The 12,014-nt window shown below is 49.9% G+C and carries 13 protein-coding genes; 6 read left to right on the forward strand and 7 right to left on the reverse strand.

Annotated features, from left to right (window positions below):
• Window positions 1–4: 4 nt before the first annotated feature.
• Genes pstA through LPQ35_RS10170 form a run of 3 tightly spaced genes read right to left on the reverse strand, consistent with a single transcriptional unit; the run spans window position 5 to window position 2,786 of the window.
• Window positions 5–859 (reverse strand): phosphate ABC transporter permease PstA, encoded by an 855-nt coding sequence (pstA, locus tag LPQ35_RS10160; protein ID WP_193807233.1) that lies wholly within the window; start codon window positions 857–859, stop codon window positions 5–7.
• On the reverse strand, window positions 856–1,758 hold the full coding sequence (gene pstC / locus LPQ35_RS10165; protein WP_193807230.1) for a phosphate ABC transporter permease subunit PstC: 903 nt from the start codon (window positions 1,756–1,758) through the stop codon (window positions 856–858). Before pstC ends, pstA begins: the two co-directional genes overlap by 4 nt.
• Window positions 1,759–1,802: 44 nt before the next feature.
• Complete coding sequence (locus tag LPQ35_RS10170) at window positions 1,803–2,786, reverse strand: phosphate ABC transporter substrate-binding protein PstS family protein (protein ID WP_193807228.1); 984 nt, start codon at window positions 2,784–2,786, stop codon at window positions 1,803–1,805.
• 140 nt (window positions 2,787–2,926) lie between these two features.
• On the opposite strand from LPQ35_RS10170, the gene LPQ35_RS10175 reads away from it, so the two are divergent.
• From LPQ35_RS10175 to LPQ35_RS10185, 3 genes are all read left to right on the forward strand, one after another.
• On the forward strand, window positions 2,927–3,868 hold the full coding sequence (locus LPQ35_RS10175; protein WP_193807226.1) for a PhoU domain-containing protein: 942 nt from the start codon (window positions 2,927–2,929) through the stop codon (window positions 3,866–3,868).
• Between the two features lie 64 nt (window positions 3,869–3,932).
• Entirely contained in the window at window positions 3,933–5,132 is a 1,200-nt protein-coding gene (locus LPQ35_RS10180; protein WP_193807224.1) for a methionine adenosyltransferase, read from the forward strand.
• A gap of 24 nt (window positions 5,133–5,156) precedes the next feature.
• Window positions 5,157–6,353, forward strand: coding sequence for a hypothetical protein (locus LPQ35_RS10185; protein ID WP_193807221.1), 1,197 nt, complete (start codon window positions 5,157–5,159; stop codon window positions 6,351–6,353).
• Here LPQ35_RS10185 and LPQ35_RS10190 read toward each other — a convergent pair.
• Genes LPQ35_RS10190 through LPQ35_RS10205 form a run of 4 tightly spaced genes read right to left on the reverse strand, consistent with a single transcriptional unit; the run spans window position 6,292 to window position 10,605 of the window.
• Window positions 6,292–7,185 (reverse strand): PfkB family carbohydrate kinase, encoded by an 894-nt coding sequence (locus tag LPQ35_RS10190; protein ID WP_193807219.1) that lies wholly within the window; start codon window positions 7,183–7,185, stop codon window positions 6,292–6,294. The genes LPQ35_RS10185 and LPQ35_RS10190 overlap by 62 nt on opposite strands.
• On the reverse strand, window positions 7,182–8,135 hold the full coding sequence (locus tag LPQ35_RS10195; RefSeq protein WP_193807217.1) for a hypothetical protein: 954 nt from the start codon (window positions 8,133–8,135) through the stop codon (window positions 7,182–7,184). The genes LPQ35_RS10190 and LPQ35_RS10195 overlap by 4 nt, the downstream gene beginning before the upstream one ends.
• Before the next feature lie 28 nt (window positions 8,136–8,163).
• A complete protein-coding gene (locus LPQ35_RS10200) occupies window positions 8,164–9,798 on the reverse strand; it encodes a MutS-related protein (protein ID WP_193807215.1) in 1,635 nt (544 codons plus the stop codon).
• Window positions 9,799–9,843: 45 nt separating this feature from the next.
• Window positions 9,844–10,605: an enoyl-CoA hydratase-related protein gene (locus LPQ35_RS10205; protein ID WP_193807211.1), complete on the reverse strand. Its 762-nt coding sequence runs from the start codon at window positions 10,603–10,605 to the stop codon at window positions 9,844–9,846.
• 185 nt (window positions 10,606–10,790) lie between these two features.
• Between LPQ35_RS10205 and LPQ35_RS10210 the strand changes: the two genes are divergently transcribed.
• The 3 genes from LPQ35_RS10210 to LPQ35_RS10220 all read left to right on the forward strand — a co-directional run bounded on the left by LPQ35_RS10210 (window position 10,791) and on the right by LPQ35_RS10220 (window position 11,935).
• Window positions 10,791–11,252, forward strand: coding sequence for a GNAT family N-acetyltransferase (locus LPQ35_RS10210; RefSeq protein ID WP_346297730.1), 462 nt, complete (start codon window positions 10,791–10,793; stop codon window positions 11,250–11,252).
• 161 nt (window positions 11,253–11,413) lie between these two features.
• A complete protein-coding gene (locus tag LPQ35_RS10215; RefSeq protein ID WP_193807207.1) occupies window positions 11,414–11,722 on the forward strand; it encodes a ferredoxin in 309 nt (102 codons plus the stop codon).
• 6 nt (window positions 11,723–11,728) lie between these two features.
• Window positions 11,729–11,935 (forward strand): hypothetical protein, encoded by a 207-nt coding sequence (locus LPQ35_RS10220; protein WP_193807205.1) that lies wholly within the window; start codon window positions 11,729–11,731, stop codon window positions 11,933–11,935.
• Window positions 11,936–12,014 lie beyond the last annotated feature (79 nt).

A 12,014-nucleotide genomic window follows, 5' to 3' on the forward strand; every position in this document is an offset into this window, starting at 1 on the left:
CCACTCACCCCCATAGCTTTTTCCTGTAATGGTTTCTCAGGTAAATTGCCAGTGCGTTCATGGACAGCATGATTGCAAGGAGGACGATTATCGCTGCCGGTGCTAGGCCATGGAGAAACTCCTCCTTGGGCATGTCCGTCCACATGAATATCTGCATCGGTAACGGTGAATACGTGCTGAAGATGCTTTTTGGTGCGGTGAAAATAGTTGTGGCTGCGCCGATCATGATGAGCGGGGCTGTTTCGCCTATCGCCCTCGACAGTGAGAGTATAACGCCCGTGAGTATTCCCGGAATTGACGATGGGAGAACGACGTTCCTTATGGTCTGCCACTTTGAGGCTCCGAGACCTATCGAAGCTTCTCTCAGTGAGTCGGGAACAGCCCTGATGGCCTCCTGTGATGAGACTATGACTGTGGGCAGGATGAGCAGGGATAGCGTGAGGGAGCCGGCAAGAATGCTGCCCGCTCCGATGTGGAGTGTCGAAACGAAAAGTCCGAGTCCGAGAAGACCGTAAACGATGGAGGGAACGGCTGCCAGATTTGAGATGTTTATCTCCAGAATCTGCTTGAATCTGCTCCTCCTTCCGTATTCCTCAAGATAGATGGCTGCGCCGACTCCAAGGGGAACCGAAAAGACTCCGACCAGAATCATCGACATAATCGTTCCCACGATTGAGGGGTAAATTCCGGCCCTGTCCGGGAACCTTGAGGGCGGTGAGGTCAGGAACTGGACATCGATCCAGTTTACGGCCTCGTAAAACGTCAGCGCAAGCAGCGCTGAGAGGATGGTTATTCCCGCAAGGGTTGCGACGAGCGTAAGAGCCATGAACATTTTTTCCTTCCATCCATCTCCCTTCATCTGTACACCTCCCTGTACTTCATCTTAACAAAGTAGCTCACGGTGTTCAGGGCGAGGGTCATCAGGAACAGCGTGAATCCTATGGCGAACAGGCTCTTGTAGGCCAGGCTGTGTCCGCTCACATCACTTAGGCCGAGCTCAACCATCGCCGCAGTCATTGTTTCTATGGACTTCGTCCAGTCTGCAGGGTTCAGTATGTTCGCAAGTCTCGGCGTTCTGCCCGCCGCTATCGTGACCGCCATCGTCTCTCCTATCGCTCTCGAGATTCCTAGGATGAAGCTTGCGATGATCCCTGAAAGGGCAGAGGGTATCACGATTGTCAAAATGACCCTCGGTTTTCTGGCTCCGAGTGCGTATCCTGCCTCTCTCAGCGACCTCGGAACGGCTCTGATTGCATCCTCGCTTATGCTCGCGACGATCGGGATTATCATTATCCCGACGACTATTGAAGCGCTGAGGGCATTATACGCCTGCAGGTCGGGCACGAGATTTTTCAGAAACGGAGTTATGTATGCGAAAGCGAAGAACCCGTAAACGACTGTGGGTACGCCCGCAAGGATTTCGAGCATGGGTTTGAGGATGTTCCTCACCCTCTCGCTTGCGTACTCGCTCAGATATATTGCTGAAAGAAGTCCCGCCGGAATCGCTATGAGGGCTGAGCCGATCGTAATCATGAGCGTTCCAGAGACGAGTGGCAGGACCCCGTAGGCGTAGGGCTTAATCGTGGGAGTCCACTTCATGCCCGTGAAAAATTCAACAGGTGAGACCGAGAGGAAAAAAGTTGCACTCTCAGACAGAAGTATGTAGATTATGCTGAATGTTACGAATACCGTGAGAAGTGTGCAGATGAGCAGGACGGTTTTTATCAGACTTTCCGTGACTTTCTTACTGGAATTCAATCAATCCACCTCCTGAAAAAAATTTGGGAAAAACCTGGTTCCCCTTACTCCACCCCCAGCTCTTTCAGTGCGTCGTTAAACTTCTTGAGGTTCTCCTCCTTGATTTTTTCGCTAACCGGAATGTATCCTATCTCTTCAACAATTCCGCTGTCAAGGTTCTCCAGGTAGAACTTCACGAACTCCCTGACTGCAGGCTTCTTGAGCGCCTCCTTGTTCACGTAGATGAACAGAGGTCTGGCGAGTGGATATTCTCCGCTCTGTCCGGACTCGATGGACGGAGCGACGCAGGCCCCCGTCTCGGGGTTCTTGATCTCCACCGCCTTAACCCTGTCCTTGTTTTCGAGGTAGTATGCAAGCCCCAGGTATCCCATTGCGTACTTGTCCCTTGCAACCGCCATTATTATCGTGTTGTCCTCCTCTGTTCCGTGGTAATCCTGTCTGTGGGCTCCTGATTCGCCAACAACGTGCTCGGTGAAGAAGTCGAAGGTTCCGGAAGCTGAAGTCGGCCCGTACAGGTTCATGTTTTCATCGGGCCAGTCCGGATTGACATCGCTCCACTTCGTCACGTTTCCGGTGGCATCAGGTCCCCATATCTTCTTCAGGTCTTCAAAGCTCAAACAGCCGACCCAGTCGTTTTCCGGATTGACGATTACTGACAGGGCATCATACCCCACAAGAAATTCTATCGGCTCGACACCGTTCTCCTTCGCTGCATCAAGCTCTTCCTGCTTTATCGGTCTGCTCGCATCGTTTATGTCAGCATGCCCCGGAATGAAGAAGTTCTTGAATCCTCCACCTGTGCCTGTGGACTGCACGGATACGACAACGTCCGGGTGGAGCCTGCTGAACTCCTCTCCGATTGCTATTGTTATGGGGTACACTGTTGAGCTTCCGGCAATCTTAACTTCTCCGCTAAGTTTCATGCCCTCTGTCTTCTCCGTTTCCTCAGTGCTCTGCTGTGTGCAGCCAGCAGCGATGAGGGTCAGGAGCAGTGCTATAACCAGAACCAGACTGACTTTTTTCCGCATGTTCGTACTGTTTTACTGAGATATATTTACCTTATTGATATACAATACATTTGGCTATATCTTCACCATTACCATGCTTATCCACATATTCGCATCCTGATTTGGAAAAGTAAATATATATCAGATGTGAAATTGGGAGTATGAAACGTGTGGCCAGAAAGATATTTGTTAGCGGTTCGAGCTTTATAATCTCTCTCCCCAAGGAGTGGATAAGGGATAACTCACTTAAGGCTGGAGACACCGTTTTCTGTGACATTGGTAAGGACTCTCTCACGATAAGGCCGAGGCTCGACAAGGCCAATCCCAGAGAATCGAGGATTGATGAGGAAGAAGACGAAAAGATGCTTCTCAGGAAAATAATATCCCACTATCTTGCGGGTTACGAGACGATAAGGATTCCCGTTAATGAGAGGACGAGAAGGGCTGTATACAACGCAACCGCACTGCTCATAGGTGCTGAAATTCTGGAGGATTCTGGAAACGAGATCTGGATGGAAGTGTTTGTGGATGAGAGAAGATTCAGGGTGGATGACCTGCTCGAGAGGATGGGCAACACCGTGATCTCCATGCTGAAGGACTTCAGAAAGAATCTGGTTGAATACGACCCCGCATCCATAGAAGTAATCCTTCAGAGAGAAAATGAGGTTGACAGGCTTTATTTTCTGATATTGAGGATTCTCAAATCTGCCCTTAGGTACTCTGACATTCTGGAAGTTCTCGATCTATCTCCCATAGAAATCCTGGGAACGAGGACCGCTATAAAGAACATCGAGAGGGTTGGAGACCACCTCCACGGGATGACCTCCAATCTCAGGATGTGCGAGACCAATCTGATGGAGCTTGAAAAGCCCGCAGAAGAGGCTGAAACTGCCTTCAGGCTTTCCCTAACCTCCCTTTTCAAGCGGGACGAGGCAATAGCAAGGGACGTGTTTGCGATCGCAGACTCGTTTGGTGTGCCGAGGATAAAGCCCGCTGAGATGAAGGACATGGTTCTGGTTTCCGGCCTGTTGAGCGGTCTGGAGAGGATTGTGGGATACAGCGAGGACATAGCCGAGATAACGCTGAACCTTGCGACACCGTGATGTTAAAATATTATAAATCGTAATTGACAGCAATTCTTAAATTACGAGGCTGTGAAGGGGGGCCATGAAGAACATATTTGTTGAGGAGTTAGTTCACACTCCTGTTGAGAATCAAAAGGTCGAAATTGTTGAAAGGAAGGGTATCGGTCATCCTGATTCAATAGCTGATGGTATCGCAGAGGCGATGAGCAGGGCACTGAGCAAGGAGTACCTCAAGAGAGTTGGGGTAGTGCTGCACCACAACACCGATGAGACCCAGATCGTTGCAGGGAGGGCGAAAACCGCATTTGGTGGAGGAGAGGTCATACAGCCCATATACATTCTCCTTGTTGGCAGGGCAACGAAGTACTTCGACGGCATAGACATTCCAGCTGACCGGGTTGCCCTCAAGGCAGCAAAGGACTACGTGAGAAGTGCCATGAGGAATCTCGACCCTGAAACAGACATAGTATTCGACGTGAGGCTTGGTGAGGGCTCAACTGATCTGAAAGAGGTCTTTGAGAGGAAGGGTGGCAAGGCACCACTTTCGAACGATACGAGTTTTGGCATCGGCTTTGCCCCGTTCACCGAAACGGAGAATCTGGTCTACAACGTTGAGAGAAGAATATATGAGGAGTTCAGAAAGAAGGAGAAGGCCATTGGCGAGGACGTCAAGGTAATGGGCCTGAGAGAGGGGGATAAAATCAGGCTCACAATAGCCTGTGCCTTCGTTGACAGACATGTGTCCAGTGTGAAGGAGTACCTTGCGGTGAAGGAGGAGCTTACGGACTTTGTGAGGGGAATCTCTTCAGAGTACACCTCCAGAGAGGTTGAGGTTGCCGTCAACACGGCCGACAACATTGACAAGGAAGTCGTGTACCTCACGGTCACGGGGACCTCTGCCGAGAACGGAGATGATGGAAGTGTTGGCAGGGGCAACAGGTGCAACGGCCTGATAACTCCGGGCAGACCCATGTCCATGGAGGCATCGAGCGGAAAGAACCCGATAAACCACGTCGGAAAGATATACAACCTCCTCGCAAACAGGATTGCCTGGGACTGCTACGAGGCCATCGAGGGCATCAAGGAGGTCTACGTCCGCATTCTCTCCCAGATCGGAAAGCCAATTGACGAACCCAAGGCTCTCAGCATTCAGATAGTCCCCGAGAACGGATACGATGTGGAGAGGATGGAGTCCAAGGCGAGAACCGTCGCGGATGAATGGCTCAACGACATCACGAAGATAACCGATATGGTCATCAACGGGGAACTCAAAACATTCTAATACCTCTTTTGCCCATTTTTTTCCGTGCTGTGTGTCAGGTGCAAGGGAAAGCTCCTCTGCGGGAAGAGCTTTTGCCCGATCATCCGGGCTTTCAAGTCTGCAAGCTTCGAACTCAGGGATGTTGACGAGAAACCAACCCCGCCGTCAGTTTTTGTCGGGAGAATTGGCTATCCGAAGGTCTTTGCTGGACCGATGATAGTCCTCGGAGGGGAAAACCCCGAGGTTTATGAAAATCCGGCAGGTTACTCCCAGAGGGTTGAAGACGTCATAGCCCTGAGAATGTCCCTTGCAAGAACCTACTCTCAGTTTTCTGTTCAGTCTGCAGGAAACCCCGACAGAAATCTCATGGAGATTCAGGAGATTGCCAGCAGCGTCAGAAATCTGGATGTCGAGGCAGAATACGAGAAGGTGATAAAAAAACCTGCCATTGACGACATCCTGATGCCTTCGGGAGTTTCAGCATTTTTCAGGAGGATGAAGGTAACCTCGAACCCCAAAATCCCGTCCAAGGTTGAGAAGGTCAGTGACGATGAGCTCAAAGCCGTGAATGCAGTAATGGAGCTTTACGAGGAAAATCTTCCGACGTCTTACATCCAGAGGGTGTTCTCTGTCGGGCTGCTGGGGGTGGAGAAAAAGCTCGTCCCGACAAGGTGGAGCATCACCGCCGTGCATGACATCATCGCGGAAAACCTGAAGAGGGAAATAGCGGATTTTGAGAGGATAAACGACTGTCTGCTTTTCAGCTACGAACACTACGGAAATCACTTTGAGGTAATCCTTTACCCCTCGTCATACTGCTTCCAGCTTGTGGAAATCTGGATGGAAAAGAGTCTGTGGAGCCCTGAAAACGTCTGGATTGGCTCAGACAGCGAGGGTCTTGGGAGGAAGAGGGACTACTCTGAACTTTCTGGAGGGTATTACGCTGCGAGACTCCCGGTTCTTGAGTACCTGCACTCAAGAAGGAGGCAGGCAGGAGCAATTGTTTTGAGAGAGATAAGGCCGGAATACTCAGCCCCCCTCGGCGTATGGGTCGTGGAGGAGGGAGTCAGGAGGGCAATGAACTCCAGACCTGAAAGGTTCTCGAGCCTGAATGAAGCTGTGGAGCAGGCATCAAAAAGAATGAGGGTGAGCAAAAGTCTGTGGGAGAAGCACCTCAAATTTACCGCACAGCAGACTCTGGATCTATTCCTCCGTAACTCCTCGCGCCCACCCTCTCAATGAGCTTTGAGGCCACGTAGTTGCCAATCTTCGCAGACTCCACAATGTCCTTGTTCCTCTGCAGGCCGTAGAGGAAGCCCGCATTGAACGCATCCCCCGCGCCTGTCGTATCCACAGGGTTTGAGGGAAACGCCTTTACAAATTCCTCTGTCCCTCCGTCAGAGACAAAACAGCCCTCCTTTCCGAGTTTCACCGCAACAATCTCAACTCCCAGGCTGTGAGTCTCTCCAACTGCATCCCTCCAGTCCATTCCGAATACAATCTCAAGCTCTTTCCGGTTGGGCAGAAAGACTGTCGTCTCCTTCAGCAGCCTTTCAAGCCCCTTCAGCCCCTTCTCCGCATAGGGCATTCCGGGATCGAGGCTTACCCTCTCTGCTCTTTTAGCAACCCTGATCTGGGATCTGAATGAATCATCACCCATCCTGCAGATGAAGGAGGTCATGTGGATGATTTCAGATTTTTCAACAACATCCCAGTTGATCTCATCTTCCCTGATTGTGTCGTTGACGCCCGGATCGACCAGTATGGCCCTCTCTCCTTCCCTGTCGACGAATATCATCGCAACGCCACTTCTGCCCTCGGCCCTGATTATTCCGGAGGTGTCTACTCTTCTGTTTTCAAAATCACCTATCAGAATTCTGCCCTCCTCATCACTCCCGACCTTGCCTATGAAGGACGTTCTCACACCAAAGGTGGCAAGTCCGGCGATGGTGTTAGCCGCACTCCCTCCCGGGTGGAGATCCACGTCAATCACAAAGCCTTCCTCATCCTTTGAGGGTATTTTGTCAACCAGGTATATCTTGTCGAGGTTCAGCGCCCCAAATCCAGCAATCATCCAAGCTCACCTGCCTTTCCTCTCAATGCCCTTCTCATTTTTAACGATTTCCTGATGGTGTCTTCATCAATCTCAAAATGGATCTCGTATTTGCCGCTGAGAAGGTCGTGCCCGCTCTCCGCAATCTCTCTGACACCTTCAAAGCCCCTCTCGAGGAACGTGATGGCTATTACTGCCTCAACCACTGCACTGTCTGCGATGACTGCCAGGTTTGCATGCCTCAGTGCGAACTCGTTTCCGTTGAAGGACATGGCAAGCCCATCGTTCTCTCTCGCATAATCGAACATTTCGATGTCGGAAATGCTGTCTCCTATTGTGATTACCTTGCTCTCATTGTAGCTCTCCGCGATTTCTCTTTTCCGCCTGCTTCCCACAACCTTTACGTCCTCCATAATCTGCCAGAAGGGCGTTTTCGGCAGCTCCTTCCAGAAGAGGCTGTTGAGATACTCTGCCGATGCAGTCTTTCCTTCACTTATCTCTATGTCCTCGAGAGATGCGATCTCGTCAACCTTCACCAGCAGCCATCTTTTCCACTCCGCATCAATCCTGTATTTCTCCGGATCGAACACCGTACCGTGCAGGTCTCCTCTAACGCCTATCATTCTGGCCGTTTTGGTGAGGTATATGTCATAGCTCGTTGAAATGACCACCGGCTTTACCCTCTCCTGCAGGTATTCCATCGCTTTTTCAGCATCGGGAACGAATCTTGCCGTCTGTTCGCTCAGAACTTCAAGCTCCTCCAAGCTCAGGTCAGCAGCGACAAGAAATGGCGCAAGAAGTTTTAGAGTGTCCCCGGCCTGATACCCCTCCTTTTTTTCCACGTAAGCCAGATAATCGTCATACTGACTCAATCTTTCAAAGAACTCTCCGTTGTTGAACGCCGCCAGGGACAGTTCGTATGCTATGTCCGTCAGAATCCAGGGCCCTTCCCAGTCGGTGAAAACGTGCATGGGTGAAGATTGCCGGGGGTTAAAAAATTCATTGCCCCATCTCGTCGAGAACTCTTTTCAGTATTTCCTTCTCCTCTCCCCTGCTTTTCTCCATCAGCCTTTCCACTATCAATTCAGGCGTGCTCCTTCCTATTCTGTTGAACACGGGCTGTCTGTCCACAATGAGCCTGAAATTCTCGTCTAAGCCCTTTGCCTCAATTCCGTCGATTCTAATGAACTCCAGCCCCCTAAACTCCTCGCCCAGGTGGGTCACAAGCACGAGGTGATGCCCCTTCTCGTGGGCAATCTTTAAAATCGTGCTCAGGATTTTTGCTCCCGCTCCGGGCTCGGTTATAGCCTCGAACTCGTCTATGAGTATCAGCTTTCTTCCATTTCCGGACACCGCTTTAACAAGGCTTTTAACTGCCTTTTCAAACGCTCCAGAACCGTAGGAACTCTTCTTTCTCTTGAAGTAGAATATTTCGTCGTATACGGGGACTTCAGCCTTTTCTGCGTTCACCGGCAGTCCCGAGTGAGCGAGAATGGCAACCTGGCACATCAGGTCGAGGAGACTGGTTTTGCCTCCTGAGTTCGCCCCTGTTAGCAGTATTATGCTTTCGCTGTGGGGGAACAGGCTGTTTCTGCCTATGCAGTAGCTCACCGGCTGTGGATCCTCGATGAAGAGGTTCCTGCCGTTGACGATTGCAAATCCATCTCCGAATTCCGGCATGGTGAATGAGCTGGAGTCGAGCAGTTTGTACAGGCTCAAGGCCCTGTAGAATTCCACTCTCTCGTTGATGTATTCCAGATCTATCTTTTCAGCTATCCTGAGACATTTGAGGTAGTAGTCAAGTGCGGCTCTCTCCTTAATTCTCGAAATTGCCCTCTCCACACCCTCGTCATCGACCCTTACTGGAAAGGATCTTGAAAAAAGCGACTCCACTATTCCTATGCTCTCGAACTCCTTTTCGTACCTTGAGATAACCTTTTCTATCTCCTCCTCGATCTCAGCCGAAAGCCTCCCCTCACTCATGATTCTGAGCAGCTCGCTGGCTGGAAGAGTCACCTTTATTTCTGCAAGTCTCTCCTCTATTTCCCTGTTTATTTCCACCTCCAGCTCCTTAGCCCTCGATTTGATTCTCTCGATCTCGCCCAGTCTGGTGTAAAGACTCCTCAGCTCCTCTATCTCGGGGATAAGATTTTTGTAATGTGTGTTTCCCGAAATTCTGGCTTCAATCTCAGCGAAGGCCCTGAACGACTCAAGATTTTCGATAACGGACTCAACATACAGTTCGGGGGCAAAGCTCTTCAAATCCACGCTGTTCACGAAGTCGTTGAGGGTAATTGCAAAATCCACCATCTGGGATCCGTCTCTGACGACCTCACACACTCCCAGTTTCACGGCAGACTCATAGCTTTCATCGTCGCTTGCGAGAAAAATCCGGTCTTCGAAGAACCTCTTTCTGATTGTGAGCAGTCTGAGTTTTTCTATCTCGTCCGGGTGTATTTTCCTTGAAATCTCCATCTTTTTCCTGATCTCGTTCTGTCTTTCAAGGATCTCTTCGAGGCTGGACACTGGCCTGTATGATTGCAGTTCTCTCCGCGCTTCGTCAAACCTGACGGCCTTAGAAAGGGTGTCCAGGGTTTTCCTGTAGATCAGTGCGGCATCGCCCGAAAGTCTCATCAAAAAGTGATATCAAAAGGATAATTTTTCAAGTTTTTCAATACCTCACCTTCCCTTCCACTCTGGCTTCCTCTTTTCGAGAAATGCGTTGAGGCCTTCAACGGCATCCTCCGTCTTTATAAGCTCGTTCAGGTAAATTCTGTTAACCTCCCCCAGCACTTTTCCGAAGTCCACGGCTGTGGATTTTTTCAATGCTTTCTTTGCAAGTTTCAGCGCAATGGGGGATTTTTCAAGCAGCCCGTTCACGTATTTTTTCACATCCTCGTCAAAACTCTCCTGCTCAAACACCCTCGACACTATGCCCATCTCTCTCGCTCTGTGAGCATCAACGGCCTCTCCCGTTGTTATCAGGTCGAATGCGTTTTTCCATCCTATCATGTGGGGGAGAAGCGCTATTGCCACCGGTGGATAATGTGCGAGGGTGATTTCCGGCACTCCAAGCTTGGCGTTGCTGGAAGCGAGAATCACATCGCATGCGAGAGGAATCTCGAATCCCCCTCCGAGTGCGTAACCCCTGACAGCACAAACCGTGATTTTTTCGCTGTTCAGGATCTTCAGAATGAGTTCCGTGAACGTCCCTATCAGATCTGGGGCTTTATCCGGATAGTGTTCCTTGATTTCAGCTCCAGCACTGAAGTGCTTCCCCTCGTGGGATATCACAACAATTTCCGCCTCATTTTCCGCCACATCAAGTGCAGATATCAGTTCCCTCATCATTTCGAGGTCAACGATGTTGAGAGGGGGGTTCGCAAGCAGTATCCACGCTGTATCTCCTTCAAGGCTGTACTTTATTTTTTTGTACTCCATAACACCGCTTTGGAATTTTACATATTTAACTGTTACTATATAAATCATGTTTACTGTGTAAAAACCGCAGCCGTAAAGTGCTGTAGGGCGTAAGGTTCCTGACCGACTCCCGTATCGTGCTGTGCTGCTTTCCTGATGCGAAAAGTATTTTTAAGGGAAATCTATAATTATTAATGGTGAAGTATATGGGTTCGAAATCTGAAGGCCCTGTGATAAGGCCCATGAGGAAGGACGATTTTGATGACGTCGTTAGGATAGATTCTCAGTACACCGGGGAGAGGAGGGAGGAGTATTTCAAGAGGCTCTTCGATGAGGTTCTGAACTCAGAATACGGGGTTGTGATATCTCTCGCTGCGGAATATGATGGCAGAGTGGTCGGGTTTGTGGCTGGGAGTGTTTTTTCCGGTGAGTTTGGAATCCCCGAGAGCGTTGCCTATCTGACCACGATCGGAGTTGACAAGGAGTTCTCCGGCAAGGGCATTGGAAGGGAGCTTTTTGATCAGTTTGTCACCAACGCAAGGGCGATAGGAGTGAAAAAGATATACACAATGGTTGACTGGGGAGACAAAATGCTGTTTGACTTCTTCAGGAACTCAGGATTCAGGCCATCATCGACAATGTTAACCCTTGAGCTTGAGATTCCTTAATCTGAGCAATTTTGTTTAAAAATGCTGTTTTTCAATTACTTTTTTGACCCCCACTGTCGGTTAATCCGCAACACCTCCGTGTTTTGCCCATCAGTTCCATGACCTTTTGTTACAATGGCAAGTGTAGAAACCTTTAAATTTTACAATGTAAACTTAGTATTATGATTGCGCAGTACGGATATAGGGACGGTTCCGGTACGTACTACATAAGCATTGACACTGACCTGTGCGATGGCTGTGCTGACCTTGAAACCCCGAAATGCATCGAAGTCTGCCCGTCCGGAGTTTTCGAGGTTGGAGAGGATGAGATTGATCCCTTCAGGGATGAACCTGTGGCGAAGGTTAGGGAGGATCACAGAAACAAGATCAGGTTCAGCTGCGCCCCATGCAAACCCGCTTCGGGCTGGGAGATTGAGAAGCTGGCATGTGTTTCCTCATGTCCCAAGAATGCGATAAATCACTCCTGGTGAAACCCGATGGAGGAGGGCTGGGAAAAGGCATTCACCGTTGAAAGGAGACGGGTTGAGGAATACATCGATCTTTACAGGTCCATGGGTTACGATGTTAAGGTGGTGGATGTCGATACCTGCGAAAGGGATTGTGGCGTGTGCTATCTTCAGGGCGATTACGTGGAGCTCTGGATAAGAAAATCGAAAATGATGGGGGACGAGGATTTCTACTGACCGCATCTTTGGCCGGAAATATTTTTGAAATCACCGTTCAGATTTGCACCGCATCAGAAATTGTTTAATTAATAATATG

It is taken from the genome of Geoglobus acetivorans, from assembly GCF_039641995.1.
GTDB lineage: Archaea > Halobacteriota > Archaeoglobi > Archaeoglobales > Archaeoglobaceae > Geoglobus > Geoglobus acetivorans.

Excerpts from the sequence above, each read along its gene's own strand:
- pstA (WP_193807233.1), bottom strand. The coding sequence starts at position 859 with ATGAAGGGAGATGGATGGAAGGAAAAAATGTTCATGGCTCTTACGCTC.
- LPQ35_RS10170 (WP_193807228.1), bottom strand. The coding sequence starts at position 2,786 with ATGCGGAAAAAAGTCAGTCTGGTTCTGGTTATAGCACTGCTCCTGACC.
- LPQ35_RS10175 (WP_193807226.1), top strand. The coding sequence starts at position 2,927 with ATGAAACGTGTGGCCAGAAAGATATTTGTTAGCGGTTCGAGCTTTATA.
- LPQ35_RS10180 (WP_193807224.1), top strand. The coding sequence starts at position 3,933 with ATGAAGAACATATTTGTTGAGGAGTTAGTTCACACTCCTGTTGAGAAT.
- LPQ35_RS10190 (WP_193807219.1), bottom strand. The coding sequence starts at position 7,185 with ATGATTGCTGGATTTGGGGCGCTGAACCTCGACAAGATATACCTGGTT.
- LPQ35_RS10195 (WP_193807217.1), bottom strand. The coding sequence starts at position 8,135 with ATGCACGTTTTCACCGACTGGGAAGGGCCCTGGATTCTGACGGACATA.
- LPQ35_RS10200 (WP_193807215.1), bottom strand. The coding sequence starts at position 9,798 with ATGAGACTTTCGGGCGATGCCGCACTGATCTACAGGAAAACCCTGGAC.
- LPQ35_RS10205 (WP_193807211.1), bottom strand. The coding sequence starts at position 10,605 with ATGGAGTACAAAAAAATAAAGTACAGCCTTGAAGGAGATACAGCGTGG.
- LPQ35_RS10210 (WP_346297730.1), top strand. The coding sequence starts at position 10,791 with ATGGGTTCGAAATCTGAAGGCCCTGTGATAAGGCCCATGAGGAAGGAC.
- LPQ35_RS10215 (WP_193807207.1), top strand. The coding sequence starts at position 11,414 with ATGATTGCGCAGTACGGATATAGGGACGGTTCCGGTACGTACTACATA.
- LPQ35_RS10220 (WP_193807205.1), top strand. The coding sequence starts at position 11,729 with ATGGAGGAGGGCTGGGAAAAGGCATTCACCGTTGAAAGGAGACGGGTT.